Source organism: Hungatella sp. L36, assembly GCF_014288035.1.
Map to the genome: position 1 here is coordinate 355,417 of NZ_JACOPC010000002.1, position 20,664 is coordinate 376,080.

General features: G+C 47.0%; 19 protein-coding genes. 15 read left to right on the plus strand and 4 right to left on the minus strand.

The window, feature by feature from the left end; all coding sequences use genetic code 11:
* Positions 1-207: 207 nt before the first annotated feature.
* Positions 208-603 (plus strand): RrF2 family transcriptional regulator, encoded by a 396-nt coding sequence (locus H8S80_RS07270; protein ID WP_006776831.1) that lies wholly within the window; start codon positions 208-210, stop codon positions 601-603.
* A 188-nt stretch (positions 604-791) separates the two neighbouring features.
* Here H8S80_RS07270 and H8S80_RS07275 read toward each other — a convergent pair whose 3' ends face one another.
* The 3 genes from H8S80_RS07275 to H8S80_RS07285 all read right to left on the minus strand — a co-directional run bounded on the left by H8S80_RS07275 (position 792) and on the right by H8S80_RS07285 (position 3,572).
* Positions 792-1,673: an MBL fold metallo-hydrolase gene (locus tag H8S80_RS07275; protein WP_055650814.1), complete on the minus strand. Its 882-nt coding sequence runs from the start codon at positions 1,671-1,673 to the stop codon at positions 792-794.
* Positions 1,674-1,684: 11 nt separating this feature from the next.
* Positions 1,685-2,173 (minus strand): helix-turn-helix domain-containing protein, encoded by a 489-nt coding sequence (locus tag H8S80_RS07280; RefSeq protein WP_117632225.1) that lies wholly within the window; start codon positions 2,171-2,173, stop codon positions 1,685-1,687.
* 277 nt (positions 2,174-2,450) lie between these two features.
* On the minus strand, positions 2,451-3,572 hold the full coding sequence (locus H8S80_RS07285) for a response regulator (RefSeq protein ID WP_006777406.1): 1,122 nt from the start codon (positions 3,570-3,572) through the stop codon (positions 2,451-2,453).
* Positions 3,573-3,769: 197 nt separating this feature from the next.
* Here H8S80_RS07285 and H8S80_RS07290 point away from each other — a divergent pair, with 197 nt between their 5' ends.
* The 13 genes from H8S80_RS07290 (at position 3,770) to H8S80_RS07350 (ending at position 17,852) form a co-directional block, all read left to right on the plus strand.
* Positions 3,770-6,346 carry a response regulator gene (locus H8S80_RS07290; RefSeq protein ID WP_187049042.1) on the plus strand — a complete coding sequence of 859 codons (2,577 nt, stop codon included), beginning with the start codon at positions 3,770-3,772 and terminating at the stop codon, positions 6,344-6,346.
* Between the two features lie 22 nt (positions 6,347-6,368).
* A complete protein-coding gene (locus H8S80_RS07295; RefSeq protein WP_055650816.1) occupies positions 6,369-7,370 on the plus strand; it encodes a response regulator transcription factor in 1,002 nt (333 codons plus the stop codon).
* A 255-nt stretch (positions 7,371-7,625) separates the two neighbouring features.
* The gene (gene urtA / locus H8S80_RS07300) at positions 7,626-8,957 is read left to right on the plus strand and encodes an urea ABC transporter substrate-binding protein (protein WP_055650817.1); all 1,332 of its coding nucleotides are present in this window, start codon (positions 7,626-7,628) and stop codon (positions 8,955-8,957) included.
* A 50-nt stretch (positions 8,958-9,007) separates the two neighbouring features.
* The gene (gene urtB / locus H8S80_RS07305) at positions 9,008-9,916 is read left to right on the plus strand and encodes an urea ABC transporter permease subunit UrtB (RefSeq protein WP_055650818.1); all 909 of its coding nucleotides are present in this window, start codon (positions 9,008-9,010) and stop codon (positions 9,914-9,916) included.
* A 32-nt stretch (positions 9,917-9,948) separates the two neighbouring features.
* The gene (gene urtC, locus H8S80_RS07310; protein WP_055650819.1) at positions 9,949-11,070 is read left to right on the plus strand and encodes an urea ABC transporter permease subunit UrtC; all 1,122 of its coding nucleotides are present in this window, start codon (positions 9,949-9,951) and stop codon (positions 11,068-11,070) included.
* Positions 11,071-11,089: 19 nt separating this feature from the next.
* Complete coding sequence (gene urtD / locus H8S80_RS07315; protein WP_006775448.1) at positions 11,090-11,872, plus strand: urea ABC transporter ATP-binding protein UrtD; 783 nt, start codon at positions 11,090-11,092, stop codon at positions 11,870-11,872.
* Between the two features lie 16 nt (positions 11,873-11,888).
* Positions 11,889-12,605, plus strand: a complete 717-nt coding sequence (urtE, locus tag H8S80_RS07320) for an urea ABC transporter ATP-binding subunit UrtE (protein ID WP_050797839.1) — start codon at positions 11,889-11,891, stop codon at positions 12,603-12,605.
* Between the two features lie 62 nt (positions 12,606-12,667).
* Positions 12,668-13,309 carry an urease subunit gamma gene (gene ureA / locus H8S80_RS07325; RefSeq protein ID WP_039892416.1) on the plus strand — a complete coding sequence of 214 codons (642 nt, stop codon included), beginning with the start codon at positions 12,668-12,670 and terminating at the stop codon, positions 13,307-13,309.
* Positions 13,310-15,028, plus strand: a complete 1,719-nt coding sequence (gene ureB, locus H8S80_RS07330) for an urease subunit beta (protein ID WP_006775451.1) — start codon at positions 13,310-13,312, stop codon at positions 15,026-15,028. It begins immediately after the preceding gene.
* Between the two features lie 30 nt (positions 15,029-15,058).
* Entirely contained in the window at positions 15,059-15,541 is a 483-nt protein-coding gene (locus tag H8S80_RS07335) for an urease accessory protein UreE (protein WP_006775452.1), read from the plus strand.
* 45 nt (positions 15,542-15,586) lie between these two features.
* Positions 15,587-16,276 carry an urease accessory protein UreF gene (locus tag H8S80_RS07340; protein ID WP_117632246.1) on the plus strand — a complete coding sequence of 230 codons (690 nt, stop codon included), beginning with the start codon at positions 15,587-15,589 and terminating at the stop codon, positions 16,274-16,276.
* A gap of 84 nt (positions 16,277-16,360) precedes the next feature.
* Positions 16,361-16,975 (plus strand): urease accessory protein UreG, encoded by a 615-nt coding sequence (gene ureG, locus H8S80_RS07345; RefSeq protein WP_006775454.1) that lies wholly within the window; start codon positions 16,361-16,363, stop codon positions 16,973-16,975.
* The gene (locus H8S80_RS07350; protein WP_167594034.1) at positions 16,926-17,852 is read left to right on the plus strand and encodes an urease accessory protein UreD; all 927 of its coding nucleotides are present in this window, start codon (positions 16,926-16,928) and stop codon (positions 17,850-17,852) included. The genes ureG and H8S80_RS07350 overlap by 50 nt, the downstream gene beginning before the upstream one ends.
* A gap of 221 nt (positions 17,853-18,073) precedes the next feature.
* Here the strand turns inward: H8S80_RS07350 and H8S80_RS07355 are convergent, their stop codons facing one another.
* The gene (locus H8S80_RS07355) at positions 18,074-18,304 is read right to left on the minus strand and encodes an HPr family phosphocarrier protein (RefSeq protein ID WP_006775456.1); all 231 of its coding nucleotides are present in this window, start codon (positions 18,302-18,304) and stop codon (positions 18,074-18,076) included.
* A gap of 290 nt (positions 18,305-18,594) precedes the next feature.
* Between H8S80_RS07355 and H8S80_RS07360 the strand changes: the two genes are divergently transcribed.
* Positions 18,595-20,655, plus strand: a complete 2,061-nt coding sequence (locus H8S80_RS07360) for a glycosyl hydrolase 115 family protein (RefSeq protein ID WP_070102809.1) — start codon at positions 18,595-18,597, stop codon at positions 20,653-20,655.
* Positions 20,656-20,664: the final 9 nt, after the last annotated feature.

Here is a 20,664-nt window from a genome sequence, read left to right on the forward strand (position 1 = left end):
CACATGACAGTATTAACTTTGAGGGTATAGAATCCGGTCATTGCTTTCGCCTCCTTTCCTGATGATCAGCTCAAAACTGATGCGCTTATAGTATCACCAATCGCCTACTATGTCAATAGGTGATTTGGAAAAATTTTGAATATTATTGATTTACCTATTCACCCTGCGGTATAATAGGCATAAATCACAGAAAGGACGGTGTATGGTATGATTTCAACAAAAGGACGCTATGCTCTTCGTGTCATGATAGATCTGGCGGAACATGGTGGTGAAGGATATATTCCTTTGAAAGAAGTGGCAGAGCGGCAGGAAATCTCTAAAAAATACCTGGAGATCATTGTAAAAGAGCTTATCAAAGGAAAGATGCTGATTGGGCTGGGAGGACGTGGGGGCGGGTACAAACTTTGCCGTAAGCCGGAAGAATATAAAGTAGGTGAGATATTGGAATTAATGGAAGGCTCGCTTGCTACCGTTGCATGTCTTTCCAAGGATGCCAAACCCTGCAGCAGGGCCGCCATATGTAAAACCCTTCCTTTATGGTCAGAGTTTGATAAAATGGTCCATGACTATTTTTATGAAAAAACACTGGCGGATTTGTTATAAACTTTATAGTAGGGGACTCTTTAGGAAGCTGACATTGGCAGGATAAGAATATATTCAGAATGTCGGTGTATTGGCTCTTTCCAAGAGGAAGAACAGCCATAACTGTAAGCTGCGGCTACAGTTATGGCTGTTCTTCTTAAGAGGTTGTTTATCTTTTGTTTATAGGCCTTTAATAACAACGTATTTCATCAGTTATTCTTTTTCCATAACAGCATGTTGTTTTCAAAGCAGGCATTTATTCTATTCGTATCGTTGAGCCATGCAAGATAGGAGCGTACCGTACTGCCAACAAGAACATACTGCTCAAAATTCATGGTTAACGAGTAGTCAGTAAATAGCTTTTGTAAAATCATTTCAAAGCAGAGCGGATCTTTGCAAAGATCTGTAATCTTTTTTGCAATTTCTAAAACCTTGTCAATGTTATATTGTGCTAAAGGTGCAATATCGTTTGTTGCTTCCGCGTGTGATGGTACAAACATTTCAGCATTTAATGTTTGCACCATTTCAAGAGTCTTGATGTATGCAGCAATGTCGTAAACGAACCCAATTTGATACTTGTCCAATGTTTCCATGCTCGACAGGCAATCCGCAAGAAAAATAACATTATCTGGTGTACGGTAACCAACCATGTCAAAGAAATGTCCCGGCAATCGGATTACCTCAAAGCCTTTTGGCAGATTATCTTTTGTTAAATATTCTACATCGCTTTCTTGTGCCATAAGGAACTTATGCCGTAAAGCCTTTGGGGGAAACGCTCCATAGAGGAAAGATGGTTCTAAAAGCGGATGGCGTGTAAAATCGCAGTCAATACCCGGAGCATAGATTTTGCACATGGTCTGTCCCTGCAGATATTTGTTGCCTCCTATATGGTCAGCGTTAGAATGAGTGTTGTAAATTGCTTTTAACCGCCAATTATGTGCTTCCAGAATTTGGCGTACCTTTCGCCCGGAATCCTTGTCATTTCCGCTGTCAATCAAACAAACATCCTTCTCATTCTCTACATAAAGTCCTATTTTGGCCGGGCTCTGGATATAATAACTATTTGTTCCCACCTGAATTAATTCATACATTTTGGAATGCCTCACTTTTCATTTTTGGAATAGAAGATCATATCATAAACGGTGCAGCTATCAGCAAAGGGATTGTTGTATTCGTGGGGGATGTCTGCGTGAAAACGGATTGCCTGATTTTCTGTTACGATAATTGTTTTTCCGTTCAAAACAAGCTGCAAACTGCCATGCAGGACAAAAACCTGTTCCTCTACACCGTCATTATGTTTATCTGACGTATGCTTACAGTCTGGCTCAAAGGTAATGTAAAAGGATTCAACACTACGGATTGGATCATAAGCAAATATGGGGTAGGCCTTCATTCGCCCGTTATCCTCAAGTATGACGTTTTGCTCCTCTGCGGCAGCAATGGTATATTCTGATGATTGCTCCTCCAATAGAAGTGAGAGCGGAATTTTCAGACCGGTGGCTATTTTCCAGAGAGTGTTGATTGTTGGGGAAGATTGTCCCCGCTCAATTTGTCCTAACATCATTCCAATCATTTCAGTTGGTGTTGTCATGCTTCCTTCTTTCAAGTGCCTAATTAATAATTCTTTTGTATATTATAACATACATAAAAGAAAATACAATGTAATAAAACATATCACATAAATGAAATTTTAGTAGTTAATAAGGGGGTTTCATATAAAAGCATTGAAGTTTTTTAACCCATCGTGTATACTATGAGCATTTAATAAGGTATTCCGTTCATTAGTATTCAGGTATACTCATCAATAATACAGAAGGAAACAGGGCATTCAACGGCGAATGATAACGTTGAATGCCCTGCTTTTTCTTTTAAGGGGTCCGACTGGAAGAGAATAAAGGTGTAAGTTTTACTGGAAATTTCAAGGTTACGGTTGCTCCTTTCCCCTTTTTTCCAATGATGGAAATGGTACCGCCGTGCTTTTCCATGATTCGCTTTGAAATGGCAAGACCGACGCCGGTTCCCTCGTATTCTGCCTGGGTATGAAGACGTTCGAATACACGAAAAAGGCGGCCGGAGTCAGTCATATCAAATCCGGTACCATTATCTTTCACTTCCAGAAGAGTGTGGGAGGAGGTCTGGCGGGCAGAGATGGTGATAACCGCTGGATCACGGCCTTTTGTGAATTTAACAGCGTTTCCTATAATATTCTGAAACAGCAGTCTGAGGAGAGTGGGATCTCCCGGAATGGGCGGACAGGCAAACTGGGAATCGGACAGGAGGATGACGCGGTCTGGCTCAAGGCTGGACAGCTCCTCAAAGATTTCACGGATCATGGCTGCTGCGTCCAGAAGTTCCGGATGGTATTTGACTGTTGTCATCTGTGAAAAATCAAGAAGACGCCCGATCATGCTTTCCATCTGAATGCATTTTTCATCGAGGCGGGACAGGATTGCTTCTGTGCCTTCGGCGATACCTGTGGGGGAAGAGAAAAGCTCTTCACGCAGACAGCCTGTCAGCTGTTTCATTACCTGAACCGGAGACTTCAAATCGTGGGAGACACTGTGACAGAACTGATCCATCTCCTGGTAGGCGGCTTTTAAGCGGCGGGCCTGTGTGACGATCTGGACGTGAGTGCTGACTCTGGCCAGTAGTTCGGAAGCATGGCATGGTTTTATAATATAGTCCTGGGCACCGGCTTCAAACCCTTTTTGGAGGCTGTCATGGTCCCCGGAGGCTGTCATGAATAAGATGGCCGTATCTTCGTACCGGGAACTGGACCGCAGCTTTTGGCAGACGGTAAAGCCATCGATATCATCCATGTGGATATCCAGCAGAATAAGATCGGGGATTTCACGCTCTACCAGGTGTAACGCAGCAGATCCGCTTATTGCCGCCCGGACTGAATAGCCGTGTTCTTTCAGGAGTGATGCCGTGATCCGCAGTTGTTCCGGCATATCGTCAACAATGAGAATGACAGCAGATTCTTCCATATTTATTGCCTCCGTACTTTTTTGCTTATATTATACCGTTTGCACTAAGTTCATAAAAGACCTGACCAAGTGGTTGGGATAGTTCGAATCAGGTTCGTGAGGGGGTGTACCCAGTGCTCATAGTATACCATGTTCACAAAATTCGTAAAAGCCATTCCTGAATATTTTTTGGAAAACAGTAGAAACAGAGGATATAAATGAAAAGAAAATTTCGTTTTAATCAGAAGATTATGAATTGTATAGGAGCGGCTGCACTGATTTTTGTGGTGCTGGCCATGATTATCAGCACGTGGAATGTTAAGCGGTCGGTGGCTGCCGAGGTACGGGTGGCTGCTAAACGAGATCGATGCGGAAAACTGTGTGAGGAATTAAAAGAAGCTGCGGATTACTTGTCAGAACAGGCAAGGTTGTATGCGGTTACTGGGGATAACTCATGTCTGGAAAGATATTGGGAAGAGGTGCATTCGGGAAAACGACGGGACGGGGTTGTAAAGCGTTTAGGTGAGTTGGGACTGGATGACAGAGACATGAGACTGGTCGAATCAGCAAAGAAAAATTCGGATCTACTTATTTATCTGGAGACGCGGGCTATGCGCCTGGCCGCGGATGGGAAGGGGGAGAATGAGGAAGTGCTGCCTTTGGAGGTCCAGACTTATGTTCTGAATGTCGTGGAGGCGGCTATGACTCCGGAAGAAAAACGTATGGAAGCCATATCTCTGCTATGCGGAGATCGGTATGCGGGGGAGAAGAAGGTTATCGACCAGTACGCTTCGGAGTTTATGGAATCTGCTGTTAAACGGATGAACGAGGAGCTGGCGGCAACGAGGAGAAGAACGGACCGCGCTCTTGTCATGTTGTGGGGGTTACAGGGAGCCTCTATGCTTTTGTTCCTTTTATATGCTTTTTTCTGCTATCGCGGAACTATATATCCGGCGCTTGCCTATCAGATGTGTCTTGAGGAAGGAAGAGCAGCGGAGTTAAAACCTGATGGAATTTCAGAAATTTACAGGCTGGGGCAGTCTGTTTTGAATATGTATTGTCGGATGGCGGAGGCTATGAAGGCTAAAGACGAATTTCTGGCATCTGTCAGCCATGAGATCAGGACTCCTCTGAATTCGGTAATCGGATGTGAAACGCTGCTTAAACAAACGAGATTAAATGAAAAACAGCGAGAATATCTGGCCTGTATGGAGACAGCTTCGAAACAGCTTCTGGATATGGTTAATGAACTTCTTGATTATGCAAGTCTGGAGAAGAAAATGGAAATACAGGAGACAGAGTGGAGCCTAAGAGAGGCGGCGAAGGATCTTGAAAACAGTTTCTGCTGTTTGGCGGTGGAAAAGGGGCTTGAATTTTCAGTTGAGGCAGATGACAAAGTTCCGGAGCAGGTATTAGCAGATGAAGGAAAATTTCGGCTGATTGCAGGAAATTTGATTTCGAATGCAATAAAGTTTACGGATGAAGGCCTGGTGCATGCGGAACTTTTATGGGAGAAAGGTACGGAGGATGAAGGCGTTTTGGTTCTGCGTGTGGAAGATACAGGTAGAGGAATAAAAAAGGAAGATGAAGAACGGATTTTCGAGGCGTTTGAGCGTGGGAGTAAGGAGGAGAGCGCTCCAGTAGCAGGAACGGGGCTGGGGCTTGCGATCTGCCAACGGACTGCCGGACTTTTGAGGGGTAGCTTGACAGTGGAGAGCTGCTGGAGAAAAGGCAGCGCTTTTACGGCGAGGATTCCGATGAAGATAGGCGGACCAAAAAAAGGGGATTTTTGCCGGGCTTTGGTATTGCTTGTAGATGATAACCGGATCAACCGCAGGCTTCAGAAGGAGCTGTTTGCTGTACTGGGAGTTGCAGTTATGGAGGCGGAAAGCGGGGAGGAAGCGGTCCGCATGGCATCTGAAAGGCATTTCGACCTGATTTTTATGGATCTGCGCATGCCGGGAATGAGTGGATATGAGGCGGCTGGGAGGATTCGTAGTTTAAAAACTTTTCAATGTCCTATTATTGCGTTAACAGCCGATGGGAAGGCACAGATAAGAGAAAGAGCACTTGCATACGGTATGGAGGAGGTGGTGATGAAGCCAATCAGTCTGGCCGAACTGGAAAAGGTATTGAAAACATACATATCACCATCCTGCCTTGACGTGGAACTTGGAATTGGGAGGCTGGGTGGAAATGAATTGCTTTACCGGCAGGTGACTGAAATGTTTGCGGAGGAACACGGCCGGGATGGAAAAAAGCTGATGGATTTGGCAGAAAAAGGTGATAGTGAAGAAATTTATGCACTACTGCATGCATTAAAGGGGGCGTCCGGCGCTATCGGGGCGGAGCCGCTGTCAAAGGCCTGTGAAAGATTGGAAGATGAACTGAAAGGAGAAGAGCTTGTCAAAGGAGAATTAAAGGAGAGGGTATGCCGGATTGAGAAGCTGGTTAAGGATTTGATTGGAGATATGAATAAGAAACTGAATGAGGAACCGATTGGGAAAATGCCAGTTGAAGTCTCGGAAAGTGCCTGCATGAAGTTTGAGGAAAATCAGAAGAATATGGAAGAAATCAGCCTTAATGAAGTCATAAGATTCTCCGGTGAGCTGCAGAAAGACTTAATCAAAGAATGGTATGGCATGGTGGAGCGGGCTGATTTTGCGGCGGAGGAGTTGTGGAGCGACAACCGGGAGGTCTTTATCTCTGCCTTTGGACGCGGCTGTGCGGAGCAGCTGGAGAGAGCGCTGCTGCGGTTTGACTATGAAATGATTCTGCAGCGGATAAAAGTATGATTTGCAGAAAGGAGAGCAGTATATGTACCGGATACTGTTTGTTGAAGACGATGAGGCAATCAGATTTTTAGTGTCGAAATACCATTTCTGGAAACAGTCAGATTTCTCGGTGGCCGGTGAGGCCGGCAACGGGAAGGAGGCTTTGGCGCTGATGGCACAGAAAACATACGATGTGGTGATCACAGACATCCGTATGCCAGTTATGGATGGGCTGGAACTCTGTCGCCAGATGAAGCGGCGGGGATATGAGATGCCTGTAATTCTTGCCAGTACCTACAGCGATTTTGCTTATGCGAAAGAGGGGATGCGGCTGGGGGCTCTGGAGTACATAGAAAAGCCCTACAGTTGTGAAAAGATGGAGGAGGCTTTGGAGATTGCCAGAAACTATCTGGAACAGAATGGGGACAGGCAGACTGAAATGCTGTATCACAAGCTTCTGGAAGTGACGGAGACGACAGGGGGCATTGCAGCTGAGATAATAAAAGGCGAAGAGTTGCGTTTCCAGGGACAGACATTAAAAGTTCGGGCGACCCTGGAGAAACAACTGGAACTGGTGCTGGAGTATATGGGAAAACAGGCACCGTGGATACCGGTACTCGATAAGATGGATGTCTGTATTGGAGAACGTGTATTGACGGATGTGGAGCGGGTACTTCAGGAACTTCGGTATCTGATCGACCGTTACCATCTGGAGAAACCAGACAGTATGATGGTACGGATTACCACCATAATCAGTGAGAGTGTTTTGCAGGAACATATTCAGGATATTGTCGCTGAGGAGATGGGATTCAGCAAGGATTATCTGGCAAAGCAATTTCGGGGCAAAATCGGAATTACCATGTCGGAATACTGTATGCGGGTAAAAATGGAGTATGCCAAACGACTTTTAAAAGACACGAATAAGAAAGTGTACGAAATTGGTGAAGAACTGGGGTATACGACTGTGGACTATTTTACCCGGCTGTTCAAGAACTATACAGGATGTACTCCGGCATATTATAGGAAATACGGAGATGTGGTGTGAGAAGGCCCGGCATTTTTCTGGAATTTCGACCTGACTGATTTCACGCTTGCTCAGTGATTTCCGGATTTGTCATGTGTAATACCGGATTTGTAAGGTTTTTTTCTTTAAAAAAATCCGCTATGATATATCCATGTTTTAGATCACACAAGAAAATATGGATAAGTAAGAGCAGACGAAGCTGTCGGTAAACTCCCGGTACGGGAGACCGACAGCTTTTTCCTGTTGTACAGGCAGAATCAATAAGGAGGACAAAGAATGAGAAAGACTTTATGGAAGAAATTAGGAGCTTTGGCAGTAACGGCGGTGACTGCAGTTTCACTGGCGGGGTGCAGCGGCGGTGCGATGTCGGAGATAGGAAGTCAGACAACAGCGGCAGATTCCGCTGCGGAAAGCAGTCAGGCAGAACCACAGGCGGCGGAAGCGGAGAGTGATTCCACAACGGCAGCGGTTACGACTTCCGCAGGAGAAACCATCAAGGTGGGAATCCTCCATTCTCTAAGCGGTACCATGGCAATCAGTGAAACCTCTGTAAGGGATGCGGAACTGCTGGCTATTAAAGAGATCAATAGCGCCGGAGGCGTTCTTGGAAAACAGATTGTTCCTGTGGTTGAGGATGGGGCTTCGGATAACGCCACATTCAAGGAAAAGGCGGAGAAACTTCTGTTAAATGACAAGGTGGCTACAGTATTTGGCTGCTGGACATCAGCCAGCAGAAAGGCGGTTCTACCGACATTTGAAAGCAATAACGGACTTTTGTGGTACCCGGTTCAGTACGAAGGCATGGAGTCTTCTCCGAATATCTTTTATATCGGTGCGGCGCCAAATCAACAGATCGTGCCGGCTATTGAGTATATGAATGAAAATTATGGAAAGAAAGTATTTTTACTGGGATCAGACTACGTATTCCCGCGTACTGCCAATTCCATTGTAAAAAAACAGGCAGAGTCGCTGGGGATGGAGGTTGTGGGAGAGGAGTACACGCCCATGGGCCATACGGATTACACGACGATCTTAAGCAAAATTAAACAGGCAGAGCCTGATTTTATCTTTAATACACTAAACGGAGATTCCAATGTTGCGTTTTTCAAACAATTTAAGGATGCAGGATTAACTCCGGAACAGATTCAGACTCTGTCCGTATCTATCGCAGAGGAAGAGGCAGCGGGTATCGGAGCCTCCTATCTGGAGGGCCATCTCACGGCATGGAATTATTATCAGACCACCGATACACCGGAGAACAAGAAATTTGTGGAAGCATACAAAGCGGAATACGGCACGGACCGTGTGACAGATGATCCCATTGAAGCCGGTTATGATGCGGTATATTTATGGGCGGCGGCAGTGGAAGCGGCTGGTTCCACTGATGTAGATTCCGTAAAAGCAGCAGCGGCAGGCATATCCATAGAAGCGCCGGAGGGAACAATTACAATTGACGGAGAAAATCAGCATATCTATAAGCCGGTACGCATCGGAAAGATCAACGAAGAAGGCTTAATTGATGAAGTGTGGAGTACACCGGAGCCGGTGAAGCCAGATCCATATTTAAAGGGGTATGACTGGGCGTCAGGTCTTGCCGGAGCACAGTAGATGCTAAAATGCCGGAAGTGTGTCCGGTAACATGAGATGGGAGGAAATGTATGGAACTGTTTTTAATGCAGCTGTTTAACGGAATCAGCGTAAGCTCAATTCTCCTGCTGGCCGCGCTGGGACTCGCCATTACCTTTGGGCTTATGGGGGTCATTAACATGGCTCACGGCGAATTCATCATGATCGGCGCCTATACGGCGTATGTGGTGCAGAATATATTTCAGGCGTATTTCCCGTCGCAAGTGTTTGATGTCTACTGTATCGTGGCAATTATCCTTTCGTTTCTGGCGGCTGCGTCTTTGGGCTATGTGCTGGAGCGGCTGGTGATCTGCAGGTTGTACGGGAGGGCGGCAGACAGCCTTCTGGTCACCTGGGGAATCAGTCTGATCTTACAGCAGGCGGCCAGGAGTATCTTCGGCTCCCCCAATGTAGGGGTAAAGGCTCCTGCATTTTTGGAGAGAACCATCCGGATATCCGGGATGGTGGCGCTTCCCATGAAGAGAATTTTCATCTTGCTGATTGCCGTGTGCTGCCTTACCGGAGTTTATGTGCTGATGTATAAGACGAGGCAGGGGCGGAATATCAGAGCGGTCATGCAGAATCGCGAGATGGCCGCCAGCCTTGGGGTGAATACGAAACGGATTGACTCCATGACATTCGCTATCGGATCAGGGCTGGCCGGACTGGCCGGCTGTGCACTGACATGGATCGGCGCTATCGGGCCGACACTGGGAACGAATTATATTGTGGATACTTTTATGACTGTTGTTGTAGGCGGCGCGGGAAGTATCTTAGGTTCTGTGCTGGGAGCCGGATTTATTGGAATCGGACAGACAGCGTTCGAATTTTTGACCAGCGCTTCCATCGGCAAGGTGCTCATCTTCGCGTGTGTCATCGTCCTGCTTCAGTTCAGGCCCAAAGGAATCTTTGCGGTACAGAACCGGGCACTGGAAGACTAGAGGGTGTTTGAATCAAAACAGGAGGCACAGGTATGAATCAAAGGAAAAAAATCAAGGGTACGACAGTTCTGGCGCTGCTTATATTTCTGGTTCTCGCCGTCATGCCCTTTTGCATGTCCATGTTCCGTGTGGGACTGTTTGGAAAATATATGTGTTTTGCCATTATAGCCATCGGGCTCGATATGATCTGGGGCTATACCGGTATCCTGAGTCTGGGCCATGGTGTCTATTTTGGCTTGGGAGCATACTGTATGGCCATGTATTTAAAGATGGAGGCCAGCGGCGGTCTGCCTGATTTTATGACGTGGAGCGGGGTGACGCAGCTTCCATTTGTCTGGCAGCTGTTTGGAAATCCGGCATTTGCTATCACCATGGCGCTTCTGGTGCCCGTGGCACTGGCAGTCCTTGTGGGATATCTGACCTTCAATAACAAGATTAAGGGAGTTTACTTTTCCATCCTGTCACAGGCTATGGCACTGATCATGAGTACACTGCTGGTCGGCAGCCAGGCATTTACAGGCGGCTCTAACGGCCTGACGGATTTTAAAACGATTTTCGGACGCAATATCAATGAACCGCTGACAAAGATTACCATGTTTTATGTCACACTGGCCTGCCTGATTGCTGTATATGGCTTATGCAGATTCCTGACGGGCCGCCGGATTGGTAAAGTGTTTATCGCTATCCGTGACGGCGAGAACAGAGCCGGATTTGCCGGATACAATACGGCAAAATATAAGGTGTTTGTCTATGCACTCTCAGCCATGATCGCAGGGCTGGCTGGTATGCTGTATGTGGGGCAGGTGGGAATCATTTCTCCAGCAGAGGTAGGGATTGTCCCATCTGTGGAAATGATTATATGGGTGGCCATCGGAGGCAAAGGAACGCTGGCAGGCCCCATACTTGGAGCACTGGCCGTAAATGGGTTTAAGACCCTGGCGAGTGAGAATTTCCCGGAGCTGTGGTCGTATTTTATAGGAATTCTGTTTGTCGTTGTGATTCTGTGGCTTCCGGGTGGGTTTGTATCCTTAAAAGAAGTACCGGGTCGGATCCGGAATGCGGTGAAGAGGCGCCGGGAAGAACGGCCGGAATTGATGGAAGATCGGGAGGCTTATCCTGCTTCTGCAAAGAAGAACGGGCGGACGGCATCATGAAGAAAGGGAGGGAAAGCATATGACACAGGCGGAAGTCCTCATGACACCGGAGGAAGCTCCGGTGCTGACTATCGAAGATGTGAGCATTCAGTTCGGTGATTTTAAGGCGGTTAAACATGTTTCCACGGAGGTCGGAAAGAATGAGGTCCGGTTCTTTATCGGACCCAACGGTGCCGGAAAAACGACGATTCTTGATGCTATCTGCGGAAAAAACCGTGTAAGTGGAGGCCATATTATCTTCCATGGTGAAAATGGCACGAAAGATGTATCAAAAATGAAGGAATACGCTATCTCAGATTTGGGAATCGGCAGGAAATTCCAGGCCCCCAGTGTGTTCCAGGGTATTACCATTGAGGAAAATATGGAACTGGCGGTGGCAAGACGCCATTCCCTTTACTCCACTACCTTCCGAAAACTGTCAAAAGAAAAGCAGGATTACATGAACCATGTTCTGGAATTCATCGGACTGGCGGATAAGCGGTTTAAATATCCGGGAAGCTTATCCCACGGCGAGAAACAGTGGCTGGAGATCGGTATGCTTCTGGCGGCCAGACCGAAGCTTATGCTTCTCGATGAGCCAGTGGCAGGCATGGGGCGCAAGGAAACGGAAAAAACAGCCGAAATGCTTCTGGATATCAAAAAGGAGTGTTCCATTATCGTAGTGGAGCACGACATGCAGTTTGCCAGGGATGTATCGGATACGGTCACTGTCTTTCATGAAGGATCTATTCTGGATGAGGGTACAATGGAATCGGTACAGCAGAATCAGAAGGTGATCGATGTTTATCTGGGCAGGAGCTGAGAGGAAAGGTGAAATTATGGATAGAACAGAACTGGAGAATAAAGCGGCGTTTGAACTGGCAGGCCTCTATGCAGCCTACGGCGATGGTATGGTGCTGCGCCATGTAAGCCTGGAAGCGCCGGTTGGCCGGGTCACCTGTCTGGTGGGCAGAAACGGGGCAGGAAAAACCACCACTTTAAAAGCTGTTATGGGTCTGGTGAAGACGCCAGAGGGAGAAATCCTTCTCGATGGAAAGCCGGTGATCCACCTGCCTTCCTATGAGCGGGCCAAGAGAGGAATCGGTTACGTTCCCCAGGGCAGGGAGATTTTTCCACAGCTTACTGTAGAGGAAAATATTCTTCTGGGCCTGGAAGCAAAGAATGGGAAAGGGGTGATTCCCGATTTTATTTTCGAAACATTTCCAATATTAAAGGAGTTTTTGAACCGAAAAGGCGGGGATTTATCTGGCGGCCAGCAGCAACAGCTGGCAATCGCCCGGGCCGTGGTTGCAGAACCAAAGATTTTGATACTCGACGAGCCTACGGAAGGAATCCAGCCTTCCATTATTCAGGAGATCGGACGCGTGATTACCGGGCTTAAAACCCGTATGGCTGTCCTGATTGTGGAACAGTATTTAGAGTTTGTCATGGAGATAGCGGATTACTGCTATGTCATGGAAAATGGAAGAATTATAATGGACGGTGAGCCGGATTCGCTTGATCAGGAGCGGCTGCAGGCGACCATGTCACTGTAAGAAAAGCGACGCCGGCAGCCGACAGGGCTGACTTAAAAAGAGGAAAGACAGGAGGAATGATTATGAGGCTTACGCCGAAGGAAGAAGAAAAGCTGATGCTTCATCTGGCTGGTAATCTGGCGAAGGAGCGGCGCAGCAGAGGATTGAAACTTAATTACGCGGAGGCTGTGGCTTACCTAAGCTCTGAACTTCTGGAACTGGCCAGGGACGGCAGAAGCGTGACGGAACTGATGGAGAAAGGCCGCGGTATTTTAAATGCGGATGATGTGATGGACGGAGTTGCGGATATGGTGGAGGCGGTGCAGGTAGAGGCTACGTTTCCCGACGGGACGAAGCTGGTAACTGTTCATAATCCGATTGGGCCGGGAATATCGAAACGGACGGACAGAAAATCTGGTGAAGTAATAACACAGGACAGAGATATTATATTAAATGAGGGCAGGGAGTCAAAGAGCGTGACGGTTGCAAACATCGGGGACCGGCCGATTCAGGTTGGCTCTCATTTCCATTTCTTTGAGGTGAACAAACTGCTGAAATTTGACCGGGACGAAGCATTTGGCTTTCGACTTGATATCCCTTCCGGAACCTCTGTACGGTTTGAACCGGGGGAGGAAAAGAAGGTACAGTTGGTGGAACTGGGTGGAAAGAAACTGGTTTACGGCTGTAATGATTTGACGAGAGGAAAAGCGGAAAGGAGAAAATAGGTGAGTTATCGGATAAGCGGAAAACAGTATGCGATGATGTACGGTCCTACGGCAGGCGACCGGATACGGCTGGCAGATACGGATCTGTATGCAGAGGTGGAAAAGGATTATACGAGATATGGGGATGAAATAAAATTTGGCGGAGGTAAAACCATAAGGGACGGGATGGGACAGTCCGTACTAACAACCAGCGCCGGGGGAGATCTGGATCTGGTATTGACCAACGCGCTTATTATTGATTATACGGGAATTTATAAGGCTGATATCGGAATAAAAGATGGAAAAATAGCAGGAATTGGCAAAGCTGGCAATCCCGATATCATGGACGGAGTAACACCTGAAATGACGGTGGGGGCTTCGACAGAGGCGCTGGCGGCGGAAGGACTGATCGTAACGGCGGGAGGAATTGACTCCCATATTCATTTTATATGCCCTCAGCAGATCGACTGCGCTTTGTTCTCCGGAGTGACCACCATGATCGGAGGCGGTACCGGACCTGCGGATGGAACCAATGCCACAACGTGTACGCCGGGACCCTGGAATATTCACAGGATGCTGGAGGCGGCGGAGGAATACCCCATGAATCTGGGATTCCTGGGAAAGGGAAACTGCTCCGACGAGGCACCGCTGAGAGAACAGGTAGAGGCGGGAGCTATGGGGTTAAAGATTCATGAGGACTGGGGGGCCACTCCGGCTGTGATCAACCACTGCCTAAGCGTGGCCGACGAATACGATGTGCAGGTAGCCATCCACACGGATACGCTGAATGAAGGCGGTTGTGTGGAAGACACGCTGGCGGCCATCGGCGGCCGTACGATTCATACATACCATACGGAAGGGGCGGGAGGAGGCCACGCGCCCGATATCATCCGTGCGGCTGGAGCGTTAAATGTGCTTCCGTCATCCACCAACCCGACCATGCCGTTTACGGTCAATACGCTGGATGAGCATCTCGACATGCTGATGGTCTGCCACCATCTTGATAAGAACATCCCTGAGGATGTGGCGTTTGCCGATTCCAGGATCAGACCAGAGACGATTGCTGCAGAGGATGTGCTTCACGATATGGGGGTATTCAGTATGATGAGCTCTGATTCTCAGGCAATGGGGCGCATCGGAGAGGTCATCACCAGAACGTGGCAGACGGCACATAAGATGAAGGGGGAACGAGGGCCGCTTCCTGGAGATAAAGAGGGAAGCGACAACTTAAGAATCCGCCGTTATATCGCAAAATATACGATTAATCCGGCCATTACCCATGGAATTTCCGATTACACAGGTTCTGTTGAAACGGGCAAGATGGCTGATTTAGTCCTGTGGAATCCGGCATTTTTTGGAGTGAGGCCCGATATTATCATTAAGGGAGGCATGATCATCGCCTCAAAAATGGGGGATGCCAATGCGTCCATTCCGACGACGGAACCAGTGATGTACCAGCACATGTTCGGTGCCCACGGAAAGGCAAAATACCGAACCTGCGCCACCTTTGTGTCACAGGCGGCTTATGACAGCGGAATTAAGGAAAAGCTGGGACTTGAAAAACAGGTACTCCCGGTTCACTGTACCAGGACGATTACAAAGAAAGACATGAAGCTCAACGATCTGACGCCAGAGATCTTTGTAGATCCTGAGACGTACGAAGTGAGGGCGGATGGAGTGAAACTGACATCCGAACCGGCGGAGAGGCTGCCGCTCACCCAGATGTATTCCCTGTTTTAAACAGCAGGAGAGAAAGGAAGAACAGAGTATATGATTGTATGTGAGGAGATTTTGGGTAATGTAAAAGATAAGGAATTTTCCGGTTGTTTCAGAGACGAGGTGGAGATCGAATGGCATGAGGCATATAAGCGGATTAACCAGAAAACGACAAAAGGTGACAGGGAGATTGGAATCCGTCTTGGCACGGAGATCCTGACGAGAGGACTGAGGGATGGCGATGTACTGTACCGGGAGGGGGATACGGTGATTACGGTATGTGTTCCCCCCTGCGAGGTCATCGTTATCGATGTGAGGGAGGATCATGCCCGTATGGCATGCAAGGTCTGTTATGAGATTGGAAATAAGCATGCGGCGCTGATGTGGGGAGATACAAAACTCCAGTTTATTACCCCGTACAATGAACCGACTCTGGTACTGCTTTCGAAGCTTCATGGAGTCACTGTCTGGAGTGATGTCAGAAAGCTGGATTTTGACCGGAGTATTTCAAGCAAGGTGAGCAGTCACACACATTAACAGGAAAATTTTGAAATGCAAATTTGGTAAGGAGGGTGGATGCGGATGATGAAACAGGAGAAACGGTATCTGTTGCTTCAGCTTAATGATGCGTTGTTTCCTATCGGCGGTTATTCGCATTCCTATGGCCTGGAAACGTATATTCAGAAAAATATGGTGAACAGCGAAGAGACTGCCGCGCAGTATATTGAAAATATGCTGTTGTACAGCTTTTGCCAAAATGAACTTTTGGCGGTACGGTTCGCTTGGGCTGCAGGGGACATGGAGAACCTGGAGGCACTCCTTCTTTTGGATCAGTGTATTACGGCACAGAGAACGCCTATGGAGGTGCGGCAGGCAGGTGAGAAGATGGGATCCCGATTCGTGAAAACGGTGCAGGCCCTGGCTGCACCGTGCGAGAAGAGTATATTCGCACGGTATGTCCGGGAAGGCGGGCTGAAAAATCATGTGATTGCATATGGAACTTACTGCGCCGCTCATGGAATCGGACAGGAAGAGACACTGGAACATTATTTGTACGGACAGACTTCCGCTATGGTGACCAATTGTGTGAAAGCCATACCATTAAGCCAGACTTCTGGCCAAAAGCTTTTATATGGATGCCAGGATATATTCCGGAAGGTTATGGAACGCTTGGACACGCTGACAGAAGAAGATTTCGGTGCGTCGGCTCCTGGATTTGAAATCAGGTGCATGCAGCATGAGGGATTATACTCAAGGCTCTATATGTCATAATATACCAGGAAAGGGACGCTGCGAGAGAAACTATCAGGAGAGGACTCAGGGAAGAAAACGCCGGGAGAGACAGGGAGGAAAAAGATGAAGTATGTAAAAATAGGAGTGGCAGGCCCCGTGGGCTCGGGAAAGACTGCTCTGATTGAGATTCTGACGAGAAAAATGGCCTCCGATTACAGTATCGGAGTTATCACCAATGATATCTACACGAAGGAGGATGCACAGTTCCTTTGTAAGAACAGCATCCTGCCTCAGGAGCGCATTATCGGTGTGGAGACAGGAGGATGCCCTCATACGGCTATCCGGGAGGATGCCTCCATGAATCTGGAGGCTGTGGACGAGATGATGGGTAAATTTCCGGACATACAGATCATTTTCATAGAGAGTGGAGGAGATAATCTGTCTGCCACCTTCAGCCCGGAGTTAGCGGATGCGACAATATTCGTTATTGATGTGGCAGAAGGCGATAAAATACCACGAAAAGGAGGGCCTGGGATCACGCGTTCTGACTTACTGGTTATCAATAAGATAGATCTGGCTTCGCTGGTAGGAGCCAGTCTCCAGGTGATGGAGCGGGATTCAAAAAAGATGCGTGGAACGAGGCCGTTTGTATTTACCAATATCCGGGGAGATGAAGGGGTGGATCAGATTGTTAAATGGATCAAGCGAAGTGTTCTGTTTGAAGACGGATTTCAGTAAGGAGAACACTGGAGACAGCGGGAAAAATGCATTTGGCAGAACTTCTGTGTTAAATATAAGCGCTTCTGCAAAGGAGGGGAAAACCTACTTAAAGGAACTTGGATTTACTGCGCCCTTCAAGGTTATGACGCCGTTTGAGCAGGAAAACGGTGGTATGAAGATTATGATGCTCATGGCGTCGGCCGGTATCATGGAGGGCGATGTACAGGAAATTTCCATCTGTACAGAAAGGGGAGCCAGTCTGGAATGTACGTCACAGTCATTCGAAAAGATCCACAAAATGGGAGATGGATATGCAGTCCGGAATATCCGCCTGACAGTAGGAGCCGGCAGTTTTCTGGATTACAGTCCAATGCCTGTGATTCCTTTTGCTGATTCCGCGTTCAAGGCGTCAACGGATATTGTGCTGGAGGATGACAGCAGCAGTCTGATCTGGCAGGAGATCATGGCCTGTGGGCGCGCAGCCAGAGGGGAACGGTTTTCTTACCGTTTCTATCACTCTGGCATCCGTATCTGGCAACAGGAAAAACTGCTTTACCGGGAAAAATGTCGTTTTAATCCGCCGGAGACAATGATGGAGGGAATCGGCTTGTTTGAAGGATATTCCCACATGGCCAGTCTTCTTTTGTTTCACATGGGAATAAGTGACGAGCTGCTGACACGTTTTCGGGAATACGTGGAGGGGCTTCCATATGTGTGCGGAGGTGTGACGAGAACCGCTTCGGGAGACGTAGCCGTGCGAATCTTTTCTAATCAGGCGTGGGAAGTGGAAGCGGTATGCAGTACACTGAAAGACTGGGCGAAACAAGACAGGATAGAGTATTTTGCTACAGGCAGAGTAAAAGGGACGAAAAGTTATCGCTCACTTCTCATATAAGATCCGGGTACCCAAAGATTATTGATCTTTGATATTCATTCAGGATAGTCTTTTTATGTAGACCAGTCAATGCTATAATTTTAAGGATTTTTTGTAACTGCCAAATATGTTAAAGGGGCATTATAAAATAGATGAATAGCCCATCTGTTTTACAATGCCCCTTTAAAGTCTGCATTTCCATATAATGTTCACCCGTTGTCATAGTATTTTGTAAAGCAGTATTACGATGCCAGTTCAAATAGTTCATCTAACTGTGCAATACAGTCAGTAACAGAATGAAAGATTACTTCGACTGTTTTAAAGGAAGCCAGAGACAGCACTCCCAAGATGGATTTTCCGTCAACTATGCGGCTTCCGTATTTTACGTCCACATCGAAATCCAGTTTGCTTACCAGATTAACAAACTGCAGGATCTGCTTGGTGTTCTGAAATGTTATAAATTTATGTTCCATAATAAATTCCTCCTCATATTCGGGTTTTCGTTTGGTGATAAACTAAGTTTAACACTTTTCGTTAAAATATGAATGGAGAATACCGATAGGTTATTTGGAAAAAACAGACTTTATATATGAAACTGTAATTAAATTTTTAAATGTAAAGAGTCAGTAGTATTTCCTTGGAGCGGATTCTCTGATAAAAAGTCGCTTTTTTTCAGTAAGAATATAGGAAAAGATCATTTTCTTTGTTAATAAGAAGGATTAAAATTAAGAAATAAAAAGCAAGGGAAGAGGAGATTATGGATATGCAGAATGATTTTTTTATATTGAACAGGGACGTCACAATCGATGCGGAATTAAAGAGTGAACCTGTCCGGCGTGCAGTATCACGTTTTTACCGGGATCTTTCGATGGTGCTGGAACCAGCAGATGAAGGAACGGAGAGAGCAGAATCAGGAAAGATATGCTTGAAAAAGGGGGATTTGGCGGCAGAAGAATATGATATTTATGTAGAAAATAACAGAAAGGTGACAATTACGGCCTCGGAGGAACTGGGCTTCATTTATGCACTGATCTACATTAGTGAGCACTGCCTGCAAATACTTCCGTTTTGGTTCTGGAATGATCAGAGATTCGTAAAACAAAAAGAAATACCCATTTTATTTAAAAAATACCATTCAGAAAAAAAGCCGGTCGCTTACCGGGGCTGGTTTATTAACGACGAGGTTTTGATCAGCCACTGGGACGCGGAGAAAGATGCAGCCTATCCGTGGGAAATGGCGTTTGAAGCGCTGCTGCGCTGCGGCGGCAATACGGTGATTCCGGGAACGGACAGCAATTCAAAAAAATATGCCGGTCTTGCGGGAGACATGGGATTGTGGCTTACCCAACACCATGCGGAACCCCTGGGGGCAGAGATGTTCCTGCGGGCTTATCCGGATAAAACCCCTTCATTCAAAGAGTATCCAGACTTGTTCCGAGGTCTTTGGGAGGAAGGAATAAAGAGACAGATGAATCATAAAATCATCTGGAATCTTGGCTTCCGAGGCCAGGGTGATACCCCATTCTGGGAGAATGATCCCCAGTATGATACTCCGGAGAAGAGAGGACAGTTGATCAGCAGTATTATGCAGGAACAGTATGACCTGGTAAAAAAATACGTTGCGAATCCTGTTTTTGGCACAAATCTGTATGGAGAAACCATGGAGCTTTATCAGCAGGGGCTGATCGAACTTCCGGATAATGTAATTATGATCTGGGCTGATAACGGTTACGGAAAGATGGTATCCAGAAGGCAGGGCAATCATAATCCGCGAGTTCCTGCACTTCCGGGTGAAGGGCTGGGCGACAGAAGACATGGCGTTTACTATCACGTTTCTTTTTATGATCTTCAGGCTGCCAATGTGCTCACGATGCTGCCGAATCCCATGGAATTTGTTAAAAAGGAACTGAAGCATGCTTATGATTGTGGGATTTCAACGCTGTGGCTCGTGAACTGCTCCAATATTAAGCCCCATGTCTATCCTCTGGATTTTGCTGCCACTTTATGGAACTCTCTGGAAACGGAGCCGGAAAAGCATCTGGAACAGTACATAAGCAGGTATTATGGGGACAGATCCTTAAAGGAAATGAGAGAATGCTTTATGGAATATTTTGAAGCCGCGCTTCCGTATGGAGAGGAGGAAGACGAACATGCGGGCGAACAGTTTTATAATTATGTCACCCGGGTTTTGATTCATCAGTGGATGAAGGATGGCGGAAACGCTGCCTGTGAGGAACTTCGCTGGTGTGGACCGGCAGAAAGTTTCGCCGCACAGCTTCAGTGGTATGTGTCAAAATGTAAAAATGCCTGTCCACGCTTTCAAGGACTGCTCGACAGATGCGTAAGTCTGGCAGATGAACTGCCGGAAGACTGCCGTAGATTATGGAAGGATTCCCTCCTGCTCCAGGTAAAAATTCACACGTTCTGCCTGGAGGGCGTGATCCATTTCGGAAAGGGATATTCGGCATATGAAAGCAGCGATTATCTGAATGCCTTTTACGAAATTGGCCAGGCAGCAGACCACTTTTATCTGGCGGAGGAGGCTATGAAAGAGTGCGGACACGATAAATGGAAGGGCTTTTACGATAACGACTGTCAGACAGACATAAAAGAAACGGCATACTTACTCAGGCTGTTAATGGGGTATATCAGAAATATTGGAGATGGTCCATACTTTTATCAATGGCAGAGATTAATTATATATCCGGAACGAGACAGAAAGATCATGCTTCTTCTAAATTATGAAAATCACCTGACGGATGGAGAACTGTATCAGGCGATGAAGGAAAAAGAAAATAATAAATTTGACAAAATCAGCCTTTAGCTTTTAAGC

What these genes read in the sequence shown, in the direction of transcription:
- H8S80_RS07270 (WP_006776831.1), top strand. Translation starts at nt 208, where the DNA reads ATGATTTCAACAAAAGGACGCTATGCTCTTCGTGTCATGATAGATCTG.
- H8S80_RS07275 (WP_055650814.1), bottom strand. Translation starts at nt 1,673, where the DNA reads ATGTATGAATTAATTCAGGTGGGAACAAATAGTTATTATATCCAGAGC.
- H8S80_RS07280 (WP_117632225.1), bottom strand. Translation starts at nt 2,173, where the DNA reads ATGACAACACCAACTGAAATGATTGGAATGATGTTAGGACAAATTGAG.
- H8S80_RS07285 (WP_006777406.1), bottom strand. Translation starts at nt 3,572, where the DNA reads ATGGAAGAATCTGCTGTCATTCTCATTGTTGACGATATGCCGGAACAA.
- H8S80_RS07290 (WP_187049042.1), top strand. Translation starts at nt 3,770, where the DNA reads ATGAAAAGAAAATTTCGTTTTAATCAGAAGATTATGAATTGTATAGGA.
- H8S80_RS07295 (WP_055650816.1), top strand. Translation starts at nt 6,369, where the DNA reads ATGTACCGGATACTGTTTGTTGAAGACGATGAGGCAATCAGATTTTTA.
- urtA (WP_055650817.1), top strand. Translation starts at nt 7,626, where the DNA reads ATGAGAAAGACTTTATGGAAGAAATTAGGAGCTTTGGCAGTAACGGCG.
- urtB (WP_055650818.1), top strand. Translation starts at nt 9,008, where the DNA reads ATGGAACTGTTTTTAATGCAGCTGTTTAACGGAATCAGCGTAAGCTCA.
- urtC (WP_055650819.1), top strand. Translation starts at nt 9,949, where the DNA reads ATGAATCAAAGGAAAAAAATCAAGGGTACGACAGTTCTGGCGCTGCTT.
- urtD (WP_006775448.1), top strand. Translation starts at nt 11,090, where the DNA reads ATGACACAGGCGGAAGTCCTCATGACACCGGAGGAAGCTCCGGTGCTG.
- urtE (WP_050797839.1), top strand. Translation starts at nt 11,889, where the DNA reads ATGGATAGAACAGAACTGGAGAATAAAGCGGCGTTTGAACTGGCAGGC.
- ureA (WP_039892416.1), top strand. Translation starts at nt 12,668, where the DNA reads ATGAGGCTTACGCCGAAGGAAGAAGAAAAGCTGATGCTTCATCTGGCT.
- H8S80_RS07335 (WP_006775452.1), top strand. Translation starts at nt 15,059, where the DNA reads ATGATTGTATGTGAGGAGATTTTGGGTAATGTAAAAGATAAGGAATTT.
- H8S80_RS07340 (WP_117632246.1), top strand. Translation starts at nt 15,587, where the DNA reads ATGATGAAACAGGAGAAACGGTATCTGTTGCTTCAGCTTAATGATGCG.
- ureG (WP_006775454.1), top strand. Translation starts at nt 16,361, where the DNA reads ATGAAGTATGTAAAAATAGGAGTGGCAGGCCCCGTGGGCTCGGGAAAG.
- H8S80_RS07355 (WP_006775456.1), bottom strand. Translation starts at nt 18,304, where the DNA reads ATGGAACATAAATTTATAACATTTCAGAACACCAAGCAGATCCTGCAG.
- H8S80_RS07360 (WP_070102809.1), top strand. Translation starts at nt 18,595, where the DNA reads ATGCAGAATGATTTTTTTATATTGAACAGGGACGTCACAATCGATGCG.